A 25,312-nucleotide genomic window follows, 5' to 3' on the forward strand; every position below is an offset into this window, starting at 1 on the left:
ATCAGATGAGAGCCTGGCCGTTGCGGACAAAGGGCAGCTTGACGGTGCGCGCCTTGAGGCGCTTGCCGCGGATGTCGACTTCGACCGTGCTGCCCTCAGCCACGTCGAGCGGCAGGCGGGCAAAGGCGATGGCTTGCTGCAGGGTGGGCGAGAAGGTGCCGCTGGTGGTCTCGCCCTCGCCGGCGTCGGTGAACACCGTCTGGTGGGCGCGCAGCACGCCACGTTCGAGCAGCACCAGGCCGACCATCTTCTGGCTGGCGGGGTGGGTTTCGAGCGCCGCGCGGCCGATGAAGTTGCGGTCGATGTCTTTCATGTCGACGGTCCAGCTCAGGCCGGCGTTGAGCGGCGAGGTGGCGTCGTCCATGTCCTGGCCGTAGAGGTTCATGCCGGCTTCGAGGCGCAGGGTGTCCCGCGCGCCAAGCCCGCAGGGTGCGACGCCGGCGGCGGCAAGTGCATTCCAGAGATCGGCGGCCTGGCTGGCGGGCAGGGTGATCTCAAAGCCGTCTTCGCCGGTGTAGCCGGTGCGGGCGATCAGCATGTCGCCGACCTGGGCGGCGAAGAAGGGCTTGAGTCCGGCGCTGGCCGACTCGGAACCCGGAATGGCATGCCAGGTCTTGGTGCGGGCGTTGGGGCCTTGGACGGCGATCATGGCAAGGTCGCGATGGGCGTCGAGCGTGACATTGGCGCCGATACGGGCGATCTGCTTGCGCATCCAGGCCACGTCCTTGTCGGCGGTGCCGGCGTTGACCACGATGCGGAAGTGGTCGGCGGCAAAGTAATAGACGATGAGGTCGTCAATCACGCCGCCTTCGGCGTTGAGCATGCAGCTGTAGAGCGCTTTGCCAGGCACGGTGAGCTTGGCCACGTCGTTGGCCAGCAGGGTGCGCAAGAAAGGGGTGGCGTCGGCGCCGGTGAGATCGAGTGCGAGCATGTGCGAGACATCGAACATGCCGGCATCGCTGCGCACAGCGTGGTGCTCTTCGATCTGGGAGCCGTAATTGACCGGCATGTCCCAGCCGGCGAAATCGACCATGCGGGCGCCAGCGGCGACGTGAACAGCGTGAAGCGGGGTGACTCGGGCCATGACGGAACTCCTCTTTACCACAGTGTAGGCGACAAAAAAGGGACGGCACACAAGGTGTGGCGTCCCCATCTGTCCGTTCTACCTGAGAGATTCCGCGCGTCTGGCGGGTGCCCCTTCGGTGGATGTGCTGGCTTGTCGGCCCACATCGCTCTCCAGATTCTTGAATTGTCGGCGGTCCATGTTGCCTGAGCGATTCCGGGGGGTTACGCCTTCGGCGGCTCGGCTGACCGAGCACTCTCCCGCACGACGGCGCAACGTTATCACCCGACCGAAAGCGGTGCAAGGCTTTGCTATGATGCCGCCCATGAAACCCAGTCGATTCACTCGCCCAACGCTGCGCGGCCTGCGCATGCATTGCACCCACTGGGGGCGTGACGATGCGCCCTTGTTGATCATGTTGCATGGTTGGGGCGATGCGGGGGCGAGCTTCCAGTTTGTGGTCGATGCATTGAAGGGCGACTGGCATGTGGTGGCGCCCGACTGGCGGGGCTTTGGTGGCAGTGAGTGGGCATCGGGCGGTTACTGGTTTCCCGATTATCTGGCGGATCTGGATGCGCTGGTGAGCGCGCTCTCACCCGAGGCGCCGGTGCATCTGGTAGGGCACAGCATGGGCGGCAACATCGCGTGTTTGTACGCGGGCATCCGCCCGCGGCGGGTGGCGAGCGTGGTGGCGATTGACGCGTTTGGCTTGGCCGACCGGCCGTCCGACGAGGCGCCTGGGCGTTACGAAAAGTGGCTGAACGGACTTGCGGTCACCTCGCCGTGGCGTCTGTATGACAGTTTTGATGCGCTGGCCGAGCGCTTGCGTCGGCGTAATCCACGTCTGGATGCGGGCAAGGCGAGGTTCTTGGCGGGCGTACTGGGGCGGACCTGTGACGATGGCCAAGTGAGTCTGGCGGCCGATCCGGCGCATCAGCGCGTCAATCCGGTGTTGTATCGTCGCGCCGAGGCGGAAGCTTGCTGGCGGCGGGCGAAGGCGCCGGTGATGTGGATCGAGCCGGAAGACGAGACGCTGCGTCAGGAATTGGGTGTGGATGCGGCGCAGATTGCCAACGCAAAAGCCTGTTTTTCAGATTTTAGGGAGCATTTGATCCCGAAAGCGGGTCATAACCTGCATCACGATGTGCCCGAGCAGGTCGCGCAATTGATTGAAAGCTTTGTGCTTGCGGCGCAGAACAGGAGCCCTGTCTGATGCATGCGATGCCCAAGAACCCCGATCTGCATTGCCATTCCACGGTCTCGGACGGCTGGTTGTCGCCGACCGATGTGGTTCGCCGCGCCGCCGCCAATGGCGTCGATTTTCTGGCGCTGACCGATCACGACGAAACCGGTGGTCTGGCCGAGGCACAGATCGCCGCGGCTGAGGCCGGTATCCGTCTGGTGCCGGGCGTGGAGGTGTCGGTGTCCTGGGGTGGCGAGACGATTCATGTCGTGGGCCTGGGCGTCGATGCAGACAATCCGGTGCTGCAAACTGGACTGTCTGGGCTGCGAGCCGGGCGCCATATCCGGGCGCAGCAGATGAGTGACGCGTTGGCCGCGCTGGGCATTCGCGGCGTGCTCGATGGCGCGCTGACATTTGCGCGCAACCCCGCGCTGGTGAGTCGCGCACACTTTGCGCGGCATCTGGTGGCGATCGGCTTGATGCCTAATGTGGATGCGGTGTTCAAGCATTATCTGGTGCGCGGAAAACCCGGGTTTGTTGAAACCCGATGGGCCGATCTGGCCGATGCCGTACAGTGGATTCGGGCCGCCGGTGGCGTGCCGGTGGTGGCACATCCGGGACGCTATCGGCTCTCGGATATCGAGATGGAGCGTCTGCTGGCGCGCTTTGTCGATGCCGGCGGGCAGGGCATCGAGGTGGTGTCGGGGTCGCATTCGGACGCGAAAGTGAGTAAATTCGCCCGCTATGCACGGCGGTTCAATCTGCTGGCATCGCGCGCGTCGGATTTTCACGGCGAGCAGGAAAGCCGGGTCGATCTCGGGCGCTGCGCACTATTGCCAGACGGCGTGGTGCCGGTCTGGTCGAGCTTGATTGATCGTTTTTAATGGAATGTCATGGCTCAGTTTTTTACCGTACACCCTGAACAACCACAGCCGCGCCTGATGCACCAGGCCGCGGAGATCATGCGTCGTGGCGGCCTGGTGGCCTTCCCGACCGATTCGGCCTACGCGCTTGGCGGGCACACGGGCGACGCCGGTTTGCTCGATCGTATTCGCCGTATCCGGAATGTGGACGAGCGCCATCACTTCACGCTGTTGTGCCGCGATCTGTCCGAGATCGGCACCTATGCACGTGTCGACAACGCGCAATACCGTCTGCTCAAGGCCACCACGCCGGGCCCCTACACCTTCATTCTTGAGGCGACCAAAGAACTGCCGCGTCGCTTGCTGCACCCCAAGCGCAAGACCATCGGTCTGCGCGTGCCGGAGCATCCCGTGGTGGCTGCGTTGCTCGAAGCGCTGGGCGAGCCGATTCTGTCGTCGACGCTGATTTTGCCCGGCGATGATCTGCCGATGACCGACGCCGAAGACATCCGCGACCGTCTGAGCAAAGTGGTCGATCTGGTGATCGACAGCGGTGGCTGTCCGGGCGACCCGACCTCGGTGATTGACCTGAGCAGCGGCTCGCCTGAACTGGTGCGCGCCGGTCGCGGCGACCTGTCACCGTTTGGCCTGGATGCCGGCTGAGGCGGTGCGCTCTGTTACAATCGCCCGTTTTCTGACGCCGTGAGCGCATGCAAGAGCTGATCTCCACTGTGGCCATCTGGGCGCTGCCCGTGATTCTGGCCATCACCTTGCACGAAGCCGCGCACGGTTATGTCGCCCGCTATTTTGGCGACCCGACGGCGGATCTCGCCGGCCGTATCAGCCTGAACCCCTTGCGTCATATCGACCCGGTCGGAACCATCCTCGTGCCGGGCGCGATTCTGTTGATGAGCACCCTGGCCGGTGCCGGTGGCATGCTGTTTGGCTGGGCCAAGCCGGTGCCGGTGAGCTTCGGCCGCCTGCGCAATCCCAAGGCCGACATGTTGTGGGTAGCCGCGGCCGGGCCGGGCGCCAACCTGCTCATGGCACTGGCCTGGGCGGCCTTGCTGAAAGTGGCGCTGGTCGCCCCGGCCTCGGCCTACACCTTGCCGATGGCGCAAATGGCCGACGCCGGCATCCAGATCAACCTGATTCTGATGTTGCTCAACCTGCTGCCGATCCCGCCACTCGACGGCGGGCGAATTGCGGTGAGCCTGCTGCCGGCCAACCTGGCATGGAAGTTTGCCCGGCTTGAGCCGTACGGTTTTCCCCTCCTTATCGTGTTGCTGATCTCCGGTGTGCTGGGTCGAATTCTTGGCCCCTTGATCGGTGTTTTCAGTTACTTTCTTGCTGTCATTTTTGGATTCTGAGTTCTCACATGTACGCAGAGCGCGTTCTTTCAGGTATGCGGCCGACCGGCCGACTTCATCTCGGCCACTATCACGGTGTGTTGAAAAACTGGGTCAAGCTGCAGTCCGAGTATCCCTGTCTGTTTTTCGTTGCCGACTGGCATGCCCTGACCACCAACTACGACAGCCCGTTGGTGATCGAAGAAAGTGTGTGGGACATGGTGATCGACTGGCTGGCCGCTGGCGTCGATCCGACCCAGGCCACCATCTTCATCCAGTCGCGCGTGCCCGAGCATGCCGAGTTGCATTTGCTGCTCTCGATGATGTGCCCGCTGGGCTGGCTGGAGCGTGTGCCGACCTATAAAGATCAGCAGGAAAAGCTGTCGGACAAGGATTTGTCCACCTACGGATTCCTCGGTTACCCCTTGTTGCAGTCGGCCGACATCCTGATCTACCGCGCCGACAAGGTGCCCGTGGGTGAAGACCAGGTCCCGCACGTTGAGTTGACCCGCGAGATCGCGCGCCGCTTCAATCACCTCTATGGCCGCGAGCCGGGCTTTGAAGACAAGGCACGCGAAGCGATTAAAAAGCTTGGGCGCAAACGCGCCAATCTCTACGACGAGCTGCGGACCCGCTTCTTGCAAGAAGGCGACACCGAGGCGCAAGAGCAGGCCGAAGCCCTGATTGATGACTCGCAAAGCCTGAGCCATGGCGACCGCGAGCGTTTGTATGGCTTCCTCGACGGTGGCGGCAAGATGATTCTGGCCGAGCCGGGCGCCTTGCTGACCGAAGCCGCGCGTATGCCGGGGCTGGATGGGCAGAAGATGTCCAAGTCTTACGGAAACACCATCTTTTTGCGTGAAGACGCCGAGTCGGTCACCAAAAAGATTCGCACCATGCAGACCGACCCGGCGCGTGTGCGCCGCACCGATCCGGGTGATCCGGAAAAATGCCCGGTCTGGCAGTTTCACAAGATTTACACCGACGCCAGCACGCACGATTGGGTGCAGAAAGGTTGCACGAGCGCGGGCATTGGTTGCCTCGACTGCAAGCAGCCGGTGCTCGAAGCGATCCAGAAAGAGCAGGACGTCATGCGTGAGCGTGCGCAGCCATACTTGGATGATCCGTCCCTGGTGCGCAATATTGTTGCGGATGGCAACGAGCGCGCACGCAAACTGGCGCAGGAAACCATGCGCGATGTTCGCGATGCCATGGGTCTGGGGTATAGCTAAGTTGCCGGGGTAGCCCGATGATTGACTCGGTGTTGCCCGTTGAAACGGCTGAACTACCGCTTGCGCCGGAGGAAACGCCAGCGCAGCGTGCTGCTGTTGCTCGCCTGTATGGCGAGCCCATGCTCAAACTGCCGGCCGATCTGTATATTCCGCCGGAGGCGCTCGAGGTGTTTCTCGACGCCTTCGAGGGGCCGCTGGATTTGCTGTTGTACCTGATCCGAAAAGCGAATATCGATGTCCTCGACATCCCGATGGCGCCGCTGACCGCCCAGTATCTGAAGTATGTTGAGGCGATGCGCCGGCACAATCTGGAGCTGGCCGCGGATTATTTGCTGATTGCGGCGATGCTGCTCGAGATCAAATCGCGGATGTTGTTGCCAAAATCACCACGGGTGATCGAAGAAGAAGACGATCCGCGTGCAGAATTGGTGCGGCGACTGCTAGACTACGAACAGATGAAGCTGGCTGCCCTGAAACTGGACGCCACGCCGCGGGTCGGCCGGGATATTGAATGGGTCGGCATTTTTGTCGCGGAGAAAGTCGTCGAGCGCTTGCCGGACGTTGGCTTGCACGACTTGCAACTGGCCTGGCTGCGGATCACGCGTCAAGCCAAACTGACCCAGCATCACCACATTCGCAAGGAAAGCCTGTCGGTGCGCGAGCACATGAGCCGCATCCTGCGTTGTCTGCACGGTGGTGAGTTTGTGGTTTTCGATACCTTGTTTGACCCGACCAAAGGCGCTGCGCATCTGGTGGTGAGTTTTTTGGCGATGCTCGAACTGGTCAAGGAAAGGCTGGTTCAGATCACGCAAACTGCCGGGTTTTCGCCGATATACGTAAAGCTGAACGATGCAGGAACCGAGCACGCCTGAGGAGTACACCCGGATTCTCGAAGCGGCCTTGCTGTCGGCGAGCGAACCGAGATCGGTTTCGGCCTTGCGACAGTTGTTTGCGGAGGACCCGGGCAGCGACATGGTGCGCCGTCTGCTTGAAGCCTTGCGCGAGCAGTGGCAGGGGCGCGGCGTTGAGCTGGTGCAGATCGCCTCGGGCTGGCGCTTCCAGACCCGGCCGGAGATTCAGGTCTTCCTGGATCGCTTGAAAGACGAAAAGCCGCCGAAATACTCACGGGCGGTGCTCGAGACGCTGGCCATCATTGCCTATCGCCAGCCAGTGACTCGGGGTGACATCGAAGATATTCGCGGCGTTGCGGCATCCACCAACGTTATCAAAACGCTTGAATCGCGTGGCTGGATTGATGCAGTGGGCTATCGGGACACCCCCGGTCGTCCGGCGCTTCTGGCGACGACCCGTCGATTTCTCGACGAGCTTGGGCTGCGAAGCCTGACGGAGTTGCCTCCGTTGACTGAAATTGAAAGGATGATGGATCTTGTCGAACTCCCAGAAACCCAACCCGCAACCGACGCAGAATAACGATTCGAGCAGTGCCGGCGATGCGCCCAAAGAAGGGCGCCGCAGGCGGCCTCGTGGTGAATCGCGCGCGACGGGAGACGGACAGCAAGCGCCGCAGGCGCAAGGTGGTGGTGATCGGCCCGAAGCCGACGGCAACCGGCCGCCGCGCGGCAAATCGCGCAATCGTTCTGGCGGTGGTCGTGGCCCGCGTGGCGACAAGAGCGCAGGAAATTCCGGCGAAGCTCAACAAGCCCCGCAAAGCGGTGGTGAGCGGCCTGAAGCCGACGGCAACCGGCCGCCGCGTGGCAAGTCGCGCAACCGTTCTGGCGGTGGCCGTGGCCCGCGTGGCGACAAGAGCGCGGGAAATTCCGGTGATGGTCAGCAAGCCCCGCGCGGCGGCGGTGACCGGCCCGAAGCCGACGGTAATCGGCCGCCGCGAGGCAACTCACGCAACCGTTCTGGCGGTGGTCGTGGGCCGCGGGGAGAGAAGGGGCAGGGCAATGTTGAAGGCCGGGAAGTGGACGGCAATCGAGAACAACGTGGCAATCAACGCCAGAATGCCGGCGGTGGTCGGGGTCGCCAGCGCTCCGGTGGTGCGTCGGCGGGCGGTGATGGCGCCGAGGTGAACGGCAATGTAGCGCCTCGCGGCGGTCCGCGTCAGCGGCCGTCAGGCGCCGGTGGTGGTCGCGGTGGCAGCGGTAGTCAGCACCGGTCAGGCCCGCAGGGCGAAGCCAACGGGAACGTTGTCGGAGCAGGCCATCAAGGCAAGCCGCGCGCAGCGGCTGGTCGGGGTGGGCAGAGCGCGAAAGGTCAGGGCGGGCGTCGTGTGCCAGAGCAGTTTGCCGTGCCTGAGCGACTGAACAAGGCGCTGGCCTCGATCGGCGTGGCTTCGCGTCGCGAGATTGAAGAAATGATCATCGCGGGGCGTATCTCGGTCAACGAAGAGCCTGCCGCCATTGGCCAGAAAGTGACGCCCACGGATCGTATCCGGGTCAATGGCAAGCTGGTGCAGCTGCGTTTCGAAACCAAGGTGCCTCGGGTGCTGATGTATCACAAACCCGAAGGCGAGATCGTCTCGCGGGACGACCCCGAAGGGCGAACGACGGTTTTCGAGCAATTGCCCAAGTTGCGCCACGGTCGCTGGGTTGCCGTGGGTCGCCTGGATTTCAATACCTCGGGTTTGCTGTTGTTTACTGATGATGGCGCCTTGGCCAATCGGCTGATGCACCCGCGCTACGAAATGGAGCGTGAATACGCCGTACGACTGCTCGGAACCTTGACCGATGAGCAGATCACCTTGCTCAAGAGCGGCATTGAGCTGGGCGACGGCACGGCGCGCTTCACCAGTGTGGTCGATCGCGGCGGCGAAGGCTCAAATCATTGGTATCACGTGGTCTTGTCCGAAGGGCGGAACCGCGAAGTGCGCCGCATGTTCGAAGCGCTTCAATTGACCGTCAGCCGATTGATGCGTGTGCGCTATGGCCCCGTGCTGATGCCCTCGCGTTTGAAGCGGGGTCAGGTCGAAAACCTGGAAGAGGCGCTGGTGTGCCAGCTGGCCGGCATTGAAGCACCCAAAGCGGTGCCGAGCAAAGGGCGCCGTTCGCGACGCTGAAATTGCTTGAGGACATGTAAGTGGTTATAATCGGAGAGTTTTGGTGGCTCCATGCCGCCAAAACACCGATTTCCAGTTGAAACGATGGGGATGGGCGTAAGCCCATTTTTTTATTTTTGGGCGCGAAAATGGATCTGGCAGGCTTTGTTGAACAGGTGGTTACGGGTTTGGGCTACGAGTTGGTTGACGTGGAAATGTCGCCTCGTGCCCGGCTGTTGCGCGTACTCATCGATGTGCCGCGAGGCATCACGGTGGACGATTGCGCCACCGTCAGCAATCAACTGACCCGGGTCTTTGAAGTCGAGAATATCGACTACGACCGTCTGGAAGTGTCTTCGCCCGGCCTGGATCGCCCGCTCAAGAAAGCGGCCGATTTCGAGCGCTTTGCGGGCGAGACCATCCAGTTGCGCACGCATCTGCCATTGAACAACGGGAATCAACGAAATTTTTCAGGCGTGCTGAAGGGCTTTGCTGACGGGAAGGTGTTGCTGGCGCAAGATGCTGGCGTGCTGGAAATCCCGCTCGAGGAAGTCGAGAAAGCACGTCTGGTGCCCCAATTTTGAGCTTCGGTCTGGAGGTTTGATTACATGAGCCGCGAAATTCTGCTGCTTGTCGACGCACTGGCGCGTGAAAAGAATGTTTCGAAGGACATCGTGTTCGCTGCGCTGGAGTTGGCGCTCGCCTCTGCCACCAAGAAACGCATTCACGATGATGCCGATGTGCGCGTGACGATCGACCGTGAGACGGGCGATTACGAGTCCTTCCGTCGCTGGGAGGTTCTGCCCGATGCAGAGGTAGAGAATGATGAGGCCCAGATGGGTCTGATCGATGCACGTGAAGAGGTCTCCGACATTGAAGTCGGCGAGTTCATCGAAGAGCCGCTGGAGCCGATCGACTTCGGCCGGATCGGCGCGCAGGCGGCCAAGCAGGTCATTCTGCAGAAGATCCGCGACGCCGAGCGTGAGCAAGTGCTCAACGACTTCCTTGAGCGCAAGGAATTCCTGGTCAGCGGCACGATCAAGCGGATGGAGCGCGGCAACGCGATCATCGAGGTCGGTCGTCTGGAGGCCTTGTTGCCGCGTGATCAGATGATTCAGAAGGAAAACCTGCGCATTGGTGATCGCGTCAAGGCCTACTTGCTGCGCATTGACCGCAATGCCCGCGGGCCGCAACTGATCCTGTCGCGCACCGCGCCGGAATTCCTGATGAAGCTGTTCGAACTTGAAGTGCCTGAGATCGAAGACGGCTTGCTGGAAACCAAGGCGTGTGCGCGTGACCCCGGGCTGCGTGCAAAAATCGCCGTTCAGGCGCACGATCAGCGGATCGATCCGATCGGCACTTGCGTCGGTTTGCGCGGTTCGCGCGTCACCGCAGTGCGTAACGAAATCGGCGGCGAGCAGATTGACATCATCGTCTGGTCGCCGGATCCGGCCCAGTTTGTGATTGCCGCGTTGCAACCGGCCGAAGTGAGTTCAATCGTCGTTGACGAAGAAACCCACGCCATGGATGTGGTGGTCGACGAAAACAATCTGGCGATCGCCATCGGCCGTAGTGGTCAGAACGTCAAGCTGGCGTCTGAACTCACTGGCTGGTCGATCAATCTGATGAGCGAGGAAGAGTCAGCGCAGCGTGCGGATGTCGAGCGCGGTGGCTTGCGTACCTTGTTCATGGAGCGTCTGGACGTGGACGAAGAAGTGGCTGACATTCTTATCGATGAAGGCTTTACTTCTCTGGAAGAGATTGCCTACGTGCCGCTGTCCGAGATGCTTGAAATTGAAGCGTTTGATGAAGATACGGTCAACGAATTGCGCAACCGTGCGCGAAACGTCCTGCTGACCGAAGCGATTGTGACTGAAGAGAAGCTGGAAACCGTTTCCGAAGACTTGATCGGCCTGGATGGCATGGACAAGGATCTGGCGGCGGCTCTGGCAAGCCATGGGGTGCGGACACGCGATGAACTCGCGGATCTGGCGACCGACGAACTGGTGGAGATGACCGGGATCGATGAGTCCCGTGCTGTTGCGCTGATTACCGTCGCGCGCGCGCACTGGTTCGAGTAAGGCAAGGGGGGAAGATGGAACAAATTACAGTGACACAGTTTGCCGGCGAGCTGAAAATGCCGGCAGCCTTGCTGCTCGAGCAGTTGAACAAGGCCGGTGTGAGTATTGCGGATGCAAATGGTCAGCTGACCGAGCAAGACAAGACCAAGCTGCTGGACTACCTGCGGCGTTCGCATGGCGAAGACAAGACCAAATCCAAGATCACGCTGACCCGCAAGGAAACCAGCGAAATCAAGGCAACGGACTCGACCGGTCGCGCACGCACGGTTCAAGTGGAAGTGCGTAAAAAGCGCGTTTTCGTGAAGCGTGATGAACTCGTGGCCGAAGCCGAGGCCCGCAAAGACACCGAGGCGGAAGTGGCGCCGGAAGTCGACGCTGATGCTGTTGCTGGTATCGAACCCCCCGTGCTTGAAGCCGAACCGACGAAAGTTGTCGAGCCGGTGGCTGCTGAGCCTGTCGTTGAAGTCGTCGAGCCCGTGGTTGAAGTGCCTGAGCCGGTTGTTGCCGCTGAAGAGGCGCCCGCCGCCGTCGAGGCAGAAAAGGCCCCTGAGCCTGCTGCGCCTGAGGCGCCGGTGAGTGAGTTGCCCGCTGCGGTCAAGAGCGAACCGGTCAAAGGCAAAACGGCCAAGGCGGACGAACCGGCTGATAAGGCTGCGCCCGCCACGACAACCAAGCGTCGCGTTCGCCGTGTTCAGATTTCTGAGCTGCTCGATCCCGCCGAAATCCAGGCTCGGGAGAACGAGTCTCGCCGGCATTCCGATCTGCTGGCTCGACAAGTGGCCGATCGTCAGGCGCGCGAAGAGCGCGAAGCGGCGGCACGTGCTTCTGCAGAGCGTGCCAAACTCGAAGCTGCCGAAGGTGCCAAGGCCAAAGCCAAAGGTGCGGATGCTCATACGCTGCATAAACCGCAGAAAGAAGAGGCCGGTCGCAAGGACGCCAACGCTGGCGAGGGCGCAAAGCGCCGCACGCTGAAAACACGTGGCGCCGACACGCCGGCAGGTACGACCAGCAACTGGCGTGGTGGCAAGCGCAGCGGCGGTGGTCGTAATTCCCGCAATCAGCGTGATCAGCAGCAGACCAGTACCAACTTCAAGGCGCCGGTGGATCCGGTGGTGCACGACGTGCATGTCCCCGAGACGATTTCCGTTGCCGACCTCGCGCACAAGATGGCGATCAAGGCGACGGAGGTTATCAAGGCGCTGATGAAGATGGGGTCGATGGTAACCATCAACCAGGTGCTTGATCAGGAAACGGCAATGATCATCGTCGAGGAAATGGGCCACAAGGCGCATGCCGCGAAGCTCGATGATCCTGACGCCTTCCTAGAAGAGTCCGAAGATCACAAAGACGTCCCGCTGGAGCCGCGTGCGCCGGTGGTGACCGTCATGGGTCACGTCGATCACGGTAAAACCTCCTTGCTTGACCGGATTCGTGTTGCCAAGGTCGCCTCGGGCGAAGCCGGTGGTATTACCCAGCACATCGGCGCCTACCACGTCGAAACTGATCGCGGCATGATCACTTTCCTGGATACCCCGGGTCACGAGGCCTTTACGGCGATGCGTGCACGTGGTGCCAAGGCGACCGATATCGTGGTCCTGGTGGTTGCCGCCGACGACGGCGTGATGCCGCAAACCAAGGAAGCGATTCACCACGCGCAAGCCGCCGGTGTGCCGCTGGTGGTAGCGGTCAACAAGATCGACAAGCCCGAAGCCAACCCCGAGCGTGTCAAGCAGGAACTGGTGGCAGAAGGCGTGGTGCCGGAAGAGTACGGCGGCGAGGCGATGTTCGTGTCCGTGTCGGCCAAGACCGGCATAGGTATCGACGCGCTGCTCGAAGCCATTTTGCTGCAGGCTGAAGTGCTTGAGCTGAATGCGCAGTACGAGGCGCCCGCCAAGGGTCTGATCGTTGAGGCGCGCCTGGATAAAGGCCGTGGTGCGGTGGCATCGCTGCTGGTGCAGTCAGGCACCTTGCGCAAGGGTGATGTGATGCTGGTCGGTGCGACCTTTGGTCGTATCCGCGCCATGCTGGATGAAAACGGTAAGCCGGTCGAATCGGCAGGTCCGTCGATTCCGGTGGAGATTCTCGGTCTGTCGGATGTGCCGGCCGCCGGCGACGAAGCCATTGTGCTCGCCGATGAACGCAAGGCGCGCGAAATTGCGTTGTTCCGTCAAGGCAAGTTCCGCGACGTCAAGCTGGCCAAGCAACAGGCGTCCAAGCTTGAAAACATGCTTGAGCAAATGTCCGAAGGCGAAGTCAAAACGCTGCCGCTCATCATCAAGGCAGACGTTCAAGGCTCGCAGGAAGCGCTGGTGCACGCCTTGCAGAAGTTGTCGACCGACGAAGTGCGCGTCAAGGTTATTCACGGTGCGGTCGGTGCCATTACCGAATCCGACGTGAACCTGGCACAGGCGTCCGGCGGCGTGATCATCGGCTTCAATACTCGTGCCGATGCCAAGGCGCGCAATCTGGCCGAGAATTTCGGTGTGGACCTGCGTTACTACAACATCATTTACGACGCTGTCGATGAAGTGAAGTCGGCGTTGTCGGGCATGTTGGCGCCGGAGAAGCGCGAAGAAGTGATCGGTATGGTCGAAGTCCGTCAGGTCTTCACCGTGTCGAAGGTCGGTACCATCGCGGGTTGCTATGTGCTCGAAGGTATCGTCAAGCGCGGCTCCAAAGTGCGTCTGCTCCGCAACAACGTGGTGGTTCACACCGGCGAACTGGAGTCGCTCAAGCGCTTCAAGGACGATGTGAAAGAAGTGAAGTCGGCGTTCGAGTGCGGTCTGTCGCTCAAGAACTTCAACGATCTTCAGGAAGGTGACCACCTGGAAATCTTCGAAGTGCGCGAAGTCGCGCGTTCGCTGTAATCCGGAGTTCGAATGGCGAAGGATTATTCACGGGCAATGCGGGTCGGCGAGCAGATGCGTCGCGAGCTGGCCGAGTTGCTGCGAATGGAGGTGAAAGATCCGAGGATCGGCTTCATCTCCCTGACCGAAGTGCATGTGACGCCGGATTTCGCGCACGCCAAGGTCTACTTCACATCGATGACCGGTGCCGAAGGCGTGGATGAAATCCTCGCCGGTTTGCGCCGTGCATCGGGCTTCCTGCGTCGCGAGCTTGCGCGCCGGATCCGGATTCACTCCTCGCCCGAGTTGCATTTTATTTATGACGCTTCCGTTGAACGTGGTGCGCAGTTGTCGGCCTTGATCGACAAGGCGGTGCACGAAGACGAAGCGCGTTCCAAGTCGTCGGATGAAGAAGACTGAACGGCCACCTCGTCGGCGCGATCCGGTCGATGGGGTGTTGTTGCTGGATAAGCCTCAGGGCATCAGTTCCAACGCCGCATTGCAGCGCGCCAGAAACGCGCTGGGTGCCGCAAAAGCCGGGCATACCGGCACGCTGGACCCGATGGCAACCGGCTTGCTGCCACTGGCCTTTGGCGAGTCGACAAAGTTCTCTCAGGCCTTGCTCGATGCCGACAAAGGCTACGAGGCGACTGTCAAACTCGGCGTGACCACCACCACGGGCGATGCCGAAGGCGAGCTCGTCATGTCTCAGGATGTGGCGTTCAGTGCTGAGCAGATCATCGCGGCAGCGATGGTGTTCATCGGTGAGATGGAGCAGTTGCCACCGATGTTTTCGGCGCTCAAGCATGCTGGCAAGCCGCTATATGCCTACGCTCGCGAAGGCATCGACATCGAGCGAAAGCGTCGGCGTATCGTGATTTATTCGCTTGATTGCGAGCCGACGGCGCCCGATGTGTTTGTGATGCGTGTGCGTTGCAGCAAAGGGACTTATATTCGCACTTTGGCGGAAGATATCGGCGCCAGCCTGGGATGTGGCGCACATTTGACGGCCTTGCGGCGTACTTCGATTGGTGCATTTTCTATCGAAAACGCGGTGTCGCTGGATGCCGTGGAGGCGGAGAGTATTGAGTCCGCTCGTGCGATGCTGCAGCCAATTGATTGCCTGATCGGTGAGCTTCCGTGTTTGCCGTTGGACGCGGCGCAGGCGCGCCAGCTTTGCCATGGGCAGACGGTCGCACTGGAGCACCGTGTGGCGGGGTCTTACCGGGTCTATCAATCAGCACGCTTTCTGGGCCTCGGCGAGGTCGATGAAGGTGGTGTTCTATCGTCGCGGCGCTTGGTCGTCACGGCGTGATCGTGTATCTTCGACGATCAAAACCGTCGTAGAAACTTGAACTTACGGTGGGGCATCGTTATAATCCCCGCTTTTCCGAAAACCAGAATTCAACCAAAGAGTAACGTTACATGGCTCTCGATACAGCACAGACAGCGCAGATTGTTGGTGATTTCCAGCGCGCACCGGGCGATACGGGGTCTCCTGAAGTTCAGGTGGCACTGCTGACTGCCCGCATCAATGGCCTGACCGGCCACTTCAAAGCGAACGCAAAGGATCATCACTCCCGCCGCGGTCTGCTCAAGATGGTGAGCTTGCGTCGTAAGCTGCTTGATTACCTGAAGCGCACGAATGCCGATGCATACCGTGCTCTGATTGAGCGCCTCGGTCTGCGTAAGTAAGCGGATGGTGCCCATGGCGACTGCGTCAGCAGCGTCTGCCAGCCGCATTGAAAGCCGGTGTGAGCCTTGCGGCCGCGCCGGCTTTTGTCATTGTCTCTCCCGATTTCACTCAAAGCGCAAAGAAACCCGGCAGTTGTCGCCTGCTGCCTAACTTGAAAGGAAAGTGCCTTGCCTAACGCAATCAAGAAATCATTCGCGTACGGTGCTCATACCGTCACGCTCGAAACGGGCGAAGTCGCTCGTCAAGCCGGCGGTGCAGTCATCGTCAATATCGATGACACCGTGGTGCTCGCCACTGTTGTCGCCGCCAAGTCGGCCCGTCCGGGTCAGGACTTTTTCCCGCTGACCGTCGACTATCAGGAAAAGACCTATTCTGCCGGCAAGATCCCCGGTGGCTTTTTCAAGCGCGAGGGTCGTCCCTCCGAGAAAGAGATCCTGACCTGCCGTCTGGTTGATCGTCCGATCCGTCCGCTGTTCCCGGAAGGCTTCTACAATGAAGTTCAGGTCATCCTGACCGTGCTCTCGCTGAACCCGGAAGTTGATCCGGACATCCCGGCAATGATCGGCGCGTCCGCCGCGCTGGCGATTTCCGGCGTGCCCTTCAATGGCCCGATCGGCGCCTGCCGCGTCGGCTACATCGACGGTCAGTACATCCTGAACCCGACCACGACACAGTTGGCCGAGAGCAAGCTGAATCTCGTGGTCGCCGGCACCCAGGCCGCCGTACTGATGGTTGAATCCGAAGCCCAGCAGCTGTCCGAAGAAGTCATGCTCGGCGCTGTGGTGTTTGGTCACGAGCAGATGGCAGCGGCCATCAACGCCATCAACGAGCTGGTTGAAGTCGCTGGTAAGCCCGCCTGGGATTGGCAGGCGCCGCCGGCCAACGAGGCTCTGATCGCACGCTTGAACGAAGCCGTGCAAGCCGACATTGATGCCGCATTCAACGTGACCGACAAGCAGGCACGGACCGCTCAGATCAACGACGTTCGCAAGAAAGCCATCGCGCTGGTGTGCGACGGCAGCGACGACGCGCCGACCGAGAACGAAGTCAAAGATCTGCTGCACAACATGGAAGCGTCCGTGGTTCGCGGTCGCATCCTGAGTGGCGCGCCGCGTATCGACGGCCGCGACACCCGCACCGTTCGCCCGATCGACATTCGCACCGGCGTGCTGCCCCGTGCCCACGGTTCGGCACTGTTCACCCGGGGTGAAACTCAGGCGCTGGTCGTTGCCACGCTGGGTACCAGCCGTGACGAGCAGATCATCGACGCGCTGGCCGGTGAGTACCGCGACCGCTTCCTGCTGCACTACAACTTCCCGCCGTTCGCTACCGGCGAAACCGGCCGTGTCGGTACGCCGAAGCGCCGCGAAATCGGCCACGGCCGCCTCGCCAAGCGCGCGCTGGCTGCTGTGCTGCCGACGGCTGAAGACTTTGCCTACACCGTGCGTGTGGTGTCGGAAATCACCGAATCCAACGGCTCCAGCTCGATGGCGTCGGTGTGCGGTGGTTCGCTGGCCATGATGGACGCCGGCGTGCCGTTGAGCGACCACGTGGCAGGTATCGCCATGGGCCTGATCAAGGACGGCAACCGCTTCGCCGTGCTGACCGACATCCTCGGTGACGAAGATCACCTCGGCGACATGGACTTCAAGGTTGCCGGTACCGAGAACGGTGTGACGGCACTGCAGATGGACATCAAGATCCAGGGCATCACCAAGGAAATCATGCAGGTCGCGCTGGCCCAGGCCAAGGAAGGCCGGGATCACATCCTGAACCTGATGAAGCAGTCGCTTGATTCGCACCGCGGTGAAGTGTCTGAATTCGCACCGCGCATGATCACCATGAAGATCAATCCGGAAAAAATCCGCGACGTGATCGGCAAGGGCGGTTCGGTGATTCGCGCGCTGCAGGAAGAGACCGGCACGGTCATCGAAATTCAGGACGACGGCAACATCACCATCTCGTCAGTCAGCGTCGAAGGCGCAAAAGCCGCTCAGGCCAAGATCGAAGCCATTACGGTCGAAGTCGAAGTCGGCAAGGTCTACGAAGGCGCCGTGGTGCGCATTCTGGACTTCGGTGCCATTGTGAACGTACTGCCGGGTCGCGATGGCCTGCTGCACGTATCGCAGATCGCCAACGAGCGGGTCGAGAAGGTGACCGACTACGTCAACGAAGGCGATGTGGTGAAAGTCAAAGTGCTGGAGACGGACGACCGTGGTCGTATCCGTTTGAGCATGAAGGCCGTCCAAAACGAAACCGCCGAGTAATCGACGGTCGGACATGAAAAGAGGCACCCGCGGGTGCCTCTTTTTTTATCTGCGGCCGCTTGAACGGCGATGCGAAAAACGCCCGGGAGGCTTATTTGGCCACTTGGCGTTCGCGCATTTCCTCAAGGGTCTTGCAGTCGATGCACATGGTCGCCGTCGGACGCGCTTCCAGGCGCTTCAGGCCGATTTCGACGCCACAGCTATCGCAATAGCCATATTCACCGGATTCGATGCGGCCCAGGGCCTCGTCGATCTTTTTGATGAGTTTGCGCTCACGGTCCCGGTTGCGCAGTTCAAGCGCAATATCGGACTCCTGACTGGCGCGGTCATTGGGATCGGCGAACACGGTCGCTTCGTCCTGCATGGTGTGAACTGTCCGCTCGATATCGTCCATCAGCTCGGACTTCACACTACTGAGGATTTCGCGAAAATGCGCCTGCTGTTTCTCGCTCATATATTCTTCACCTTTGGTGGGAACATAAGGCGGGAACTGTTTGTGCAGTGTGTCGTCAGCCATGCCGTCGTACTCGTGGATGTGTGAAGGCGATTTAATAGCAGAAAGCAGCAGGGGCCGCAAGTAAAGCGCGTTTGCCGGTGAAAACGGTACTAAAAAATGTGTTTGACGCCTTTCCAGAGTCTGTGTAATATTCGCGCCTTCTCGGGGTGTAGCGCAGTCCGGTAGCGCGCTTGCTTTGGGAGCAAGATGTCGGGGGTTCGAATCCCTCCACCCCGACCAGGCTCACCCCGATTGCCCGGCGAATCTGCCCGTAGCTCAATTGGATAGAGCACCGGCCTTCTAAGCCGGGGGTTGCAGGTTCGATCCCTGCCGGGCAGACCAGGTTATTTAGCCGGTGCGAAAGCGCCGGTGACAGAAAGTGGCGGCATTAGCTCAGTTGGTAGAGCATTGGATTGTGATTCCAAGGGTCACCGGTTCGAAACCGGTATGTCGCCCCAAAAACAAAAAGGCCTCCGCGAATGCGGAGGCCTTTTTCTTTGCTGCCCGCGTGTCGGTATTTTTCTGGTTGCCGTGCGTCAAGACAGAAGGCGGGTCCGGTGTTTATCATCGGTACATGATCTCCGCGTCCACGCACTCCCAATTGACCCTGCGCCTGAAGCGCATTCTCGATCAGCTCTCGGAGGGGTTGGTCGAGCGCGACACCTTGGCACGACGCGTTCTGCTGGCTGCACTTGCCGGTGAGCATTCGCTGCTGATCGGCCCGCCGGGCACGGCCAAGAGCGCCCTGGCCCGACGCTTGCACCTGGCGTTTTCGGACGGTCGGTATTTCGAACGTTTGCTCACCCGGTTCTCGGTGCCCGAGGAGTTGTTCGGCCCCTTGTCGATCAGCGCACTGGAACAGGATCGCTATGAGCGGCATGTTGCCGGTTTTTTGCCCGATGCCAGCATTGCCTTCATTGATGAAGTGTTCAAGGCCAACAGCGCCATTCTCAACGCCTTGCTGACGCTCTTGAACGAGCGTGAGTTCGACAACGGTGCGGGGCGGATTCGCTGTCCGCTGGTGTCGGTGGTCGGCGCCACCAATGCGGTGCCGGACGATGAAGTGGCCGAGGCGTTTTTTGATCGATTCCTGATGCGCTTGCCGGTCGAGCCAGTCAGTGCGGGGCAGTTCGCCCAGTTGCTCGCCTCACCAGCCGATACCGGGATGGCACCGTTCGCCGAGCGCTTCTCGCGCGAGGATCTCGCGTGGCTGGCTTCAGTTACCGCCGAGGTGCGCGTTCCCGATACCGTCATCGCCTTGCTGGGGCAGCTTCGCAGTGCGCTGGACGAGATGACGGTGAGTGTGTCGGACCGGCGCTGGGTCAAAGTGGTGTACTTGCTCAAGACCGCCGCGGCGACTGAGGCGCGTGCTGACGTGTCGATGTGGGACCTGTCCTTGTTACCCGCGTGTCTCGGTGCCGATCGTGAATCGCAACATCAGATCGCGGCCTGGCTGCTCGACCGTCTGGGGATTCGGATGGCCATCTCACCGCCTCGCCTCACCCGCGTGGTCGAGGCCTTCGAGGCGCAGTTGGCGGCTGAACTCAAGGCTAATGACCTGGACTATGACGCCGACGGCCGTCTGCGCTTCTCGGCCGGCGATCTGGCGCACGAGGTGGGAGACGCCAAGGGCGGGGCGGGCGCATTGCGGATGACCTATCAGCGCAAGCGCCGTTACGGCGAGGTGCACATCGAGGCGCGCACTGCGCAAGTCGATGCGCTGATTGCGCGTATCGCGCGCTATGCGGCCGAGGTGCAGGCCCAGGCCGCGGATCTCGCGCAATACGCCGCCGCGAGCTTGTGGATGGATCCCGCCTTCGCGGATGCCGCCCGGAATCGTCTTGACGGCACGGTGCTGGCGATTGCCGCGCTTCGCGAGCGTGCGATGACGGCGCGGGCCGGCTTCGAGGCGCTACCGCGACTGGCCGACGGACAAGGCTCTGCGCCCGACCCCGTCGTTCACGACGCCTGGGACGATTGAGGTCTCCGATGCCGGCGGCCGAGGCGGTCACTGCGCTGATGTTCTCCGCGCTGGAAGACAAGCTCGCCGCGCTGGAAACGCTGCCGCGTAGTCTGTGGCTGGGCGGCTTGACGCATTCGCGGGGTGAGCTCGAATCCCGCCTGTCGGCGCTTGATGAGTTACGGACGCAACTCGCGCAAGGCACGCTGTCCGATGCGCCGGCATGGCGCTGGCCGGGCGATCCATTGGCCGCGCCGCTGGTGGCGGTATTCGAACAACTCGAACTGGCGCGCCACTGCCAGCGTGAGGCGGCGCTGGCCGACACCGTGCTGATGAGTGCGCTGTTTCATCTCGATCTCATCGTCGACTATCAGGACCGCGGTGCCAGCGCGACCCAGGCCGAACAGATGGCCATCGACGCGTTTTCCGCCGACTGGCGTGACCGTTGCGGGGTGATGGACGAGTTGGCGGCGGCGCTCGGGCAGGTGCCCGACCTGGCCGACAACGACCGCTGGGACCTGCTGGCCGGCTTGCTGCGCAGCACCAGTTGGCAGGCCGTCCTGCAGGCGCGAGGTTTGATTGAACAACTGCCTGAACTCGCCAAGGTGATTCGGGGCCTGGGCCGGGCGCAAGCGGCTCGTCAGCCCGACACCGACAGCGCCCGACAAACCGACATCCAGCGCGCGGCACAAGCCACGCGTCAGTTCTCACGCAGCGTGCGTGTCCCCGACCTGCCCGGCGAAACCCGCGGTATTCAACGCTCGGACCGCATCAGCCGCATGCTGCCGGTGGAATCTGTCCTGCTCGGGCACCCCAAGCTCCGTCTGGTCTGGCATGCCCGACGTGCCGAGCGTGCCTTGCTGACCTACGAAGACGACGACCGGATGTCGGAGGTGGTGCACGAAGTCAGCACGGTATATTTGCCGACGCCTGCGCCCACACCGGCGCCGCGCCCCGAGATGGGGCCGATGCTCATTTGCGTCGATACCTCCGGCTCCATGCAAGGTGGTGCCGAGGCGGTGGCCAAGGCGGTGGTGCTGGAGGCGGCGCGCAGTGCGCATGCGCAGCGGCGAGATTGCCGGGTGTTTGCGTTTGGCGGGCCTGGCGAGGTGCTGGAAATTCAGCTGTCGATGGATGTGGACGGCGTGATGCGCCTGACGCAGTTTCTCGGTCAGGCCTTCCGTGGTGGCACCGATATTGGCGGGCCGCTCGAGCACTGCCTGGATGCGGTCGCTACGGCGCAGTGGGCGCAGGCCGACCTGCTGCTCGCCACCGATGGCGCGTTTGGCGCAACGCCGGCGCTGGCCGAGCGACTGGCCAGCGTAAAAGCGCATACCGGCTTGCGCGTGCAAGGCGTGCTGATCGGCGACCGGGAGACAGTGGGTCTGCTCGAATTGTCGGACGCGATCTTCTGGGTACGCGACTGGCGGCGATTCGGCCCCAGCGATGCCGAATCGCCGGTCCACAGCAAGAGTCTTACCGCCGAGTACTTCCCCGGGGCGCTCAGAACGCCCGAGAACCGGCGTTCGACGGTGTCGGGTGGTGAGGCCTCGCAAGCGGTGCGTGCGGGCCAGCACGCGGCACCAGCGCCGTCTTCAAAGGAGCGACCATGAGTTTTGCCAACGACTACCTGAAGCAACTCGAACAGATCGCCGCACGGCACCCGCTGCCACGCGTCCGTGCATTGCATTTGCCGCCGCTTGAAGCGGCTGGCAGCAAGAATGGCGAGTTCTGCGCGATCGAGCTCGAGGACGGCGCGCTGGGGCTGTCGTATGTGCTGCTCGACGATACGTTGCGCCAACTGATCGACCGACGCGATGGCTTGGGCGTGGTCGGTGCCGAGGCCATGACGCTGGCTCGGGCGTATGTCGCGGGTGAAGGCGTCGCGCGTACGCTCGGTTTTGCCGCCGCCAATGCGATCACCCGGCATTTTCTTGACCGGGCCGGTTACGCGCCGCCTGACAGCGCGGATTCCATTGGTGGCCTGCAGCCCGAGGCCGGCGACCGTATCGGCATGATCGGCTTCTTCCGGCCGCTGGCCGATCGCATCGTGGCGTCGGGTGCGGGTTTGGTCGTGGTGGAGTTGAATGCCGATCTGGCCGGGTCGCAGGCGGGGTATGAAGTCACCACGGATGCCTCGGCGCTGGCCGACTGCAACAAGGTGTTGTCGACCAGCACGATCCTGCTCAATGACACGCTCGAGCGCATGCTGACGTTGTGCGAGCGGGCCACCCGCATCGCCTTGATCGGCCCCAGCGCCGGCTGCCTGCCGGATGCCTTGTTTGCGCGTGGCGTGAGTTCGCTGGGCGGCAGCTGGGTGACGGACCATGACGGCTTCATCGCCGCGCTGGCGGCGGGTGAGGGCTGGAGCCGCCATGCGCGCAAGTGCGCCGTGACACCGGCCGGCTGGCCAGGCTTCGAGCGGCTGCTCTTCAGCGTTTAGGCGGGGTTCGAGACTTCGATCAGGTTGCCGTCGGGGTCGCGGAAATACACCGACAGGATCGGCCCGGTGGCGCCGGTGCGCGGGATCGGCCCGTCGAGCACCGCGACGCCGCAGTCGGCCAAGTGGGCGATCACCTCGGTCAGCGGTGTGCTGCTAATGAAGCACAGGTCGGCGCTACCGGGCAGCGGCGCCTTGGCATGTGGTTGCAGCTCGGCGTGATGCTGATGCAGGTTGATCTTCTGGTGGCCGAAGGCGAGCGCGATGCGGCCGCCGCCAAAGACGACTTTCTCCATCTTTATGACGCGTGTGTAGAAGTCGCAACTCGCGGCGATGTCGGCGACCGTCAGTACAAGATGGTCGAGGTGACTGATACGCATCATATTTCTCGTGTTTCTCCGTCGATGATGAAGCCGATGGTGCGCCGGGGTGCTTCGGGCTCCACCTTGGCCACATAGCACAGCAACTGGATCGAGGATTGGTGCGCGAGCAGCATGCAGGGCGCGCCGTTGAGCGTGCCTTCGACCCGGATACCGTGAAAACTCTCTTCGGCCAGCAAGCTGACGTTGATCTGCACGCCGCCATGCAGGATGGCCAGGATCGCCGGTTGTGCGTCGTCGGGCACCTGGGTGCGCCATTCGGTCACGGTGTCGGCCAGGCGGCGCATCAGGGCACCGGCCGACTGATAGAGATTCTGCTCGGCCGGATGCGTCGGCTTGGCCGGTGCGGCTTGTGGCACGCCGGCGCCGGGCGGCACGGGGCATTGCATGACCTGGGGCTTGGCGGTGCGGATGCGGGCGATCATTTCGTCCGGGCCCACGGCGATGGTGGTGGTGTCGTTCCTGGGCGGTGTCGGGGGCGATGACATGGCGTATCAGAATCCTCTCAGCAGCTCGGTAATGATCTGTTCGATCAGTGCGATCAGCTCGGGCACGGTGCGGCGAAGCACCACGAACACCAGCAGCGCGATGGCGATCCAGATGGCCAGACGACTCAGCCCGCTGCCGCCCGTGTCGCGCGGCAGACGGCGTACACCGGTGGCGAGGGCGGTGGTTTTCGAGTGGTCCGGGTCGGGGGTGGCCCGGTGGGTGTGCATTGCGTGGGTGTGTGCGGGTGGGGTGTTACGGGTTTTCGGGTTCATGAATTCGGCGAGCTTCCCGGTCAGTTGAATCGCATGTTTGCCATGGTTCAGCAGGGCGGCTGTGCCGTCGTGTTGTTGCGTGGTGTCGTGTTTGGGCAGCCACACCAGTCCGCCGCCAAAAACTGGATGCATCTGGACCGCATGGCCCGTGGCGTATTCGACCACACGGATGCAGTTGGTAGCGCGGGCGCCGTTGATGACGGCACTGCCCCAACCGGAGCGGTTCACGACCGGGCCAGCGTCGGCGGGCAAGCGGTCGGTCATGCGCGATACCCGGCGCAGCACGCGCATGATCACACGCCAGATCATGACAAATACAAACAGGCTGAAGATCAGCCCGAAGGGGATGGAGAAGTGGTTCATGGGCCAGGAGTCAGGCAACGGAAGAGCCAGCCTAGCCGAGCCAGCGGGCCGAGGGCAAGCCGGCGCGCGTACAATCCGCTTTTGCTATTGCGGCGCGCCACCTGGGCTGCCGAACCGACGATCGAGACCGATGTGAAAAACGCCCGCATGTGTATGACGCTATACCCGACCTGTTTGCGGAGGCCGGCATGACCGAATCCGAACAGCCGATGATTGAATGGACCGTAGGTACGCGCACCCACAGCGCGCAGTGGCGCTCCGAGCGGGGCGCGCCGCCGCCGCGCCGGGTGGTGACGGCTGACGACACCATGAGCGCCGACACCGCCTACCGGCTGGCCTGCGAGGGCACGGCCTTGCTGTGGAAGGGCGACTATCACAATGCACGCCAGCTTCTGCAGGCGATGAGCCGGCGCGTGCAGCGCAGCCGGCGGGGGCCGTCGGACGACAAGTCGATCGCCGAGCGCTTTCATCTGCATCGTCAGGCGCAGGCGCAGCAGGCGCGCACCTTGGGCATGGTGCTGGTGCCGGTGGCGGCGGGACATCGTGTGTCGCTGCGGCGCGCGCCGGATGTGGCCGAGGCCTGCACGAGCGTGTTTGGCGCGGCCAAGGTCGACTATGCCATCTCGCTGCGTGAACTGCTTGGCCTGGTGGGGGCGTATCAGTGGCGCCTCAAGGGCGTGAGCGTGCCCGCGCTGGACGCCACGATTACGCCGCACTACGGCGTGTTTTCGCCGATTCGGGGTGAGTATGTGGATCTGGTTGCGCAGGCGCCGTTGCCGGCCACCACGCTGGCCTTTGACATTGGCACCGGCTCCGGTGTGCTGGCGGCCGTGCTGGTCAAGCGCGGCGTGAAGCAGGTGGTGGCGACCGATACCGATTCGCGGGCGCTGGCGTGTGCGCTGGACAACCTGACCCAGCTCGGTGTGGCCAAGCAAGTTGCGCTGCAGAAGATGGATCTGTTCCCCGAAGGCCGCGCGCCCTTGGTGGTGTGCAATCCGCCCTGGGTGCCGGCGCGGCCGTCTGCACCCATCGAATCAGCGGTGTACGACCCCGACAGCCTGATGTTGCGTGGCTTTCTGGCCGGGCTGGCCGAGCATCTCACGCCGGACGGCGAGGGCTGGCTGATCTTGTCGGATCTGGCCGAGCGTCTGGGCCTGCGTACGCGCGAAGAATTGCTGGCCTGGATCGACGCCGCCGGCCTGAGCGTTCGCGATCGCCACGAGATCCGTCCGCGCCATGCCAAGGCGCAGGACTCGGATGATCCGCTACATGTCGCTCGCGCGGCTGAAATGACGACGCTGTGGCGTTTGGTGGCGAAGCCCGACTAAAGG

25 protein-coding genes, 3 tRNA genes and 1 riboswitch are annotated in these 25,312 nt (G+C 62.2%); of the genes, 23 read left to right on the forward strand and 5 right to left on the reverse strand.

Features of this window, described 5'->3' with window-relative positions; genetic code table 11:
- Nucleotide 1 precedes the first annotated feature (1 nt).
- Nucleotides 2–1,084, reverse strand: a complete 1,083-nt coding sequence (gene gcvT, locus FHP89_RS08620) for a glycine cleavage system aminomethyltransferase GcvT (protein WP_144173171.1) — start codon at nucleotides 1,082–1,084, stop codon at nucleotides 2–4.
- A 163-nt stretch (nucleotides 1,085–1,247) separates the two neighbouring features.
- Nucleotides 1,248–1,336: riboswitch (glycine riboswitch) on the reverse strand.
- A 52-nt stretch (nucleotides 1,337–1,388) separates the two neighbouring features.
- On the opposite strand from gcvT, the gene FHP89_RS08625 reads away from it, so the two are divergent.
- From FHP89_RS08625 to pnp, 16 genes are all read left to right on the forward strand, one after another.
- Nucleotides 1,389–2,276, forward strand: a complete 888-nt coding sequence (locus tag FHP89_RS08625) for an alpha/beta fold hydrolase (RefSeq protein ID WP_144173173.1) — start codon at nucleotides 1,389–1,391, stop codon at nucleotides 2,274–2,276.
- Nucleotides 2,276–3,130 carry a 3',5'-nucleoside bisphosphate phosphatase gene (locus tag FHP89_RS08630; protein ID WP_391525522.1) on the forward strand — a complete coding sequence of 285 codons (855 nt, stop codon included), beginning with the start codon at nucleotides 2,276–2,278 and terminating at the stop codon, nucleotides 3,128–3,130. Before FHP89_RS08625 ends, FHP89_RS08630 begins: the two co-directional genes overlap by 1 nt.
- Before the next feature lie 9 nt (nucleotides 3,131–3,139).
- Nucleotides 3,140–3,772, forward strand: a complete 633-nt coding sequence (locus tag FHP89_RS08635) for an L-threonylcarbamoyladenylate synthase (RefSeq protein WP_144173175.1) — start codon at nucleotides 3,140–3,142, stop codon at nucleotides 3,770–3,772.
- Between the two features lie 47 nt (nucleotides 3,773–3,819).
- The gene (locus FHP89_RS08640; RefSeq protein WP_144173177.1) at nucleotides 3,820–4,479 is read left to right on the forward strand and encodes a site-2 protease family protein; all 660 of its coding nucleotides are present in this window, start codon (nucleotides 3,820–3,822) and stop codon (nucleotides 4,477–4,479) included.
- Nucleotides 4,480–4,487: 8 nt separating this feature from the next.
- Nucleotides 4,488–5,690, forward strand: coding sequence for a tryptophan--tRNA ligase (locus tag FHP89_RS08645; RefSeq protein ID WP_144173179.1), 1,203 nt, complete (start codon nucleotides 4,488–4,490; stop codon nucleotides 5,688–5,690).
- 17 nt (nucleotides 5,691–5,707) lie between these two features.
- A complete protein-coding gene (locus FHP89_RS08650; protein ID WP_144173181.1) occupies nucleotides 5,708–6,562 on the forward strand; it encodes a segregation and condensation protein A in 855 nt (284 codons plus the stop codon).
- Entirely contained in the window at nucleotides 6,540–7,121 is a 582-nt protein-coding gene (gene scpB / locus FHP89_RS08655; RefSeq protein ID WP_144173183.1) for an SMC-Scp complex subunit ScpB, read from the forward strand. The genes FHP89_RS08650 and scpB overlap by 23 nt, the downstream gene beginning before the upstream one ends.
- A 20-nt stretch (nucleotides 7,122–7,141) precedes the next feature.
- Nucleotides 7,142–7,726 carry a hypothetical protein gene (locus tag FHP89_RS08660; RefSeq protein ID WP_144173185.1) on the forward strand — a complete coding sequence of 195 codons (585 nt, stop codon included), beginning with the start codon at nucleotides 7,142–7,144 and terminating at the stop codon, nucleotides 7,724–7,726.
- A 218-nt stretch (nucleotides 7,727–7,944) separates the two neighbouring features.
- The gene (locus FHP89_RS08665; protein WP_313792161.1) at nucleotides 7,945–8,712 is read left to right on the forward strand and encodes a pseudouridine synthase; all 768 of its coding nucleotides are present in this window, start codon (nucleotides 7,945–7,947) and stop codon (nucleotides 8,710–8,712) included.
- Nucleotides 8,713–8,840: 128 nt separating this feature from the next.
- A complete protein-coding gene (gene rimP, locus FHP89_RS08670; RefSeq protein ID WP_144173190.1) occupies nucleotides 8,841–9,275 on the forward strand; it encodes a ribosome maturation factor RimP in 435 nt (144 codons plus the stop codon).
- Between the two features lie 24 nt (nucleotides 9,276–9,299).
- Nucleotides 9,300–10,772 carry a transcription termination factor NusA gene (gene nusA / locus FHP89_RS08675; protein WP_144173192.1) on the forward strand — a complete coding sequence of 491 codons (1,473 nt, stop codon included), beginning with the start codon at nucleotides 9,300–9,302 and terminating at the stop codon, nucleotides 10,770–10,772.
- Nucleotides 10,773–10,786: 14 nt separating this feature from the next.
- Nucleotides 10,787–13,639, forward strand: coding sequence for a translation initiation factor IF-2 (gene infB, locus FHP89_RS08680; protein ID WP_144173194.1), 2,853 nt, complete (start codon nucleotides 10,787–10,789; stop codon nucleotides 13,637–13,639).
- A gap of 12 nt (nucleotides 13,640–13,651) precedes the next feature.
- Nucleotides 13,652–14,038 (forward strand): 30S ribosome-binding factor RbfA, encoded by a 387-nt coding sequence (gene rbfA / locus FHP89_RS08685; protein ID WP_144173196.1) that lies wholly within the window; start codon nucleotides 13,652–13,654, stop codon nucleotides 14,036–14,038.
- The gene (truB, locus tag FHP89_RS08690) at nucleotides 14,025–14,933 is read left to right on the forward strand and encodes a tRNA pseudouridine(55) synthase TruB (protein WP_144173198.1); all 909 of its coding nucleotides are present in this window, start codon (nucleotides 14,025–14,027) and stop codon (nucleotides 14,931–14,933) included. Before rbfA ends, truB begins: the two co-directional genes overlap by 14 nt.
- 110 nt (nucleotides 14,934–15,043) lie before the next feature.
- Complete coding sequence (rpsO, locus tag FHP89_RS08695) at nucleotides 15,044–15,313, forward strand: 30S ribosomal protein S15 (protein WP_144173201.1); 270 nt, start codon at nucleotides 15,044–15,046, stop codon at nucleotides 15,311–15,313.
- Between the two features lie 168 nt (nucleotides 15,314–15,481).
- Nucleotides 15,482–17,581 carry a polyribonucleotide nucleotidyltransferase gene (gene pnp / locus FHP89_RS08700; protein ID WP_144173203.1) on the forward strand — a complete coding sequence of 700 codons (2,100 nt, stop codon included), beginning with the start codon at nucleotides 15,482–15,484 and terminating at the stop codon, nucleotides 17,579–17,581.
- A gap of 91 nt (nucleotides 17,582–17,672) precedes the next feature.
- On the opposite strand, the gene dksA is transcribed toward pnp, so the two are convergent.
- A complete protein-coding gene (gene dksA, locus FHP89_RS08705) occupies nucleotides 17,673–18,098 on the reverse strand; it encodes an RNA polymerase-binding protein DksA (RefSeq protein ID WP_144173206.1) in 426 nt (141 codons plus the stop codon).
- Nucleotides 18,099–18,240: 142 nt separating this feature from the next.
- Between dksA and FHP89_RS08710 the strand changes: the two genes are divergently transcribed.
- The 6 genes from FHP89_RS08710 to FHP89_RS08735 all read left to right on the forward strand — a co-directional run bounded on the left by FHP89_RS08710 (nucleotide 18,241) and on the right by FHP89_RS08735 (nucleotide 22,480).
- Nucleotides 18,241–18,317: transfer RNA gene (locus FHP89_RS08710), tRNA-Pro, on the forward strand.
- A 25-nt stretch (nucleotides 18,318–18,342) separates the two neighbouring features.
- Nucleotides 18,343–18,419: transfer RNA gene (locus FHP89_RS08715), tRNA-Arg, on the forward strand.
- A gap of 40 nt (nucleotides 18,420–18,459) precedes the next feature.
- Nucleotides 18,460–18,535 (forward strand) — tRNA-His (locus FHP89_RS08720).
- Nucleotides 18,536–18,651: 116 nt separating this feature from the next.
- Entirely contained in the window at nucleotides 18,652–20,058 is a 1,407-nt protein-coding gene (locus FHP89_RS08725; protein ID WP_144173208.1) for an AAA family ATPase, read from the forward strand.
- A gap of 8 nt (nucleotides 20,059–20,066) precedes the next feature.
- Nucleotides 20,067–21,650: a VWA domain-containing protein gene (locus FHP89_RS08730; protein WP_144173210.1), complete on the forward strand. Its 1,584-nt coding sequence runs from the start codon at nucleotides 20,067–20,069 to the stop codon at nucleotides 21,648–21,650.
- On the forward strand, nucleotides 21,647–22,480 hold the full coding sequence (locus FHP89_RS08735) for a Rossmann-like domain-containing protein (protein ID WP_144173212.1): 834 nt from the start codon (nucleotides 21,647–21,649) through the stop codon (nucleotides 22,478–22,480). The genes FHP89_RS08730 and FHP89_RS08735 overlap by 4 nt, the downstream gene beginning before the upstream one ends.
- On the opposite strand, the gene FHP89_RS08740 is transcribed toward FHP89_RS08735, so the two are convergent.
- The 3 genes from FHP89_RS08740 to FHP89_RS08750 are packed head-to-tail and all read right to left on the reverse strand — an operon-like array spanning nucleotide 22,477 to nucleotide 23,981.
- A complete protein-coding gene (locus FHP89_RS08740; protein ID WP_144173214.1) occupies nucleotides 22,477–22,857 on the reverse strand; it encodes a VOC family protein in 381 nt (126 codons plus the stop codon). The two genes, FHP89_RS08735 and FHP89_RS08740, sit on opposite strands and share 4 nt — an antisense overlap.
- Entirely contained in the window at nucleotides 22,857–23,345 is a 489-nt protein-coding gene (locus tag FHP89_RS08745; RefSeq protein ID WP_144173216.1) for a hypothetical protein, read from the reverse strand. The genes FHP89_RS08740 and FHP89_RS08745 overlap by 1 nt, the downstream gene beginning before the upstream one ends.
- A 6-nt stretch (nucleotides 23,346–23,351) precedes the next feature.
- Nucleotides 23,352–23,981, reverse strand: coding sequence for a hypothetical protein (locus FHP89_RS08750; protein WP_144173218.1), 630 nt, complete (start codon nucleotides 23,979–23,981; stop codon nucleotides 23,352–23,354).
- 188 nt (nucleotides 23,982–24,169) lie between these two features.
- Here FHP89_RS08750 and FHP89_RS08755 point away from each other — a divergent pair, with 188 nt between their 5' ends.
- Nucleotides 24,170–25,309 carry a 50S ribosomal protein L11 methyltransferase gene (locus FHP89_RS08755; protein WP_144173220.1) on the forward strand — a complete coding sequence of 380 codons (1,140 nt, stop codon included), beginning with the start codon at nucleotides 24,170–24,172 and terminating at the stop codon, nucleotides 25,307–25,309.
- Nucleotides 25,310–25,312 lie beyond the last annotated feature (3 nt).

Origin of the sequence: Denitromonas ohlonensis, assembly GCF_007625205.1 — a bacterium.
Taxonomy (GTDB): Bacteria; Pseudomonadota; Gammaproteobacteria; order Burkholderiales; family Rhodocyclaceae; genus Nitrogeniibacter; species Nitrogeniibacter ohlonensis.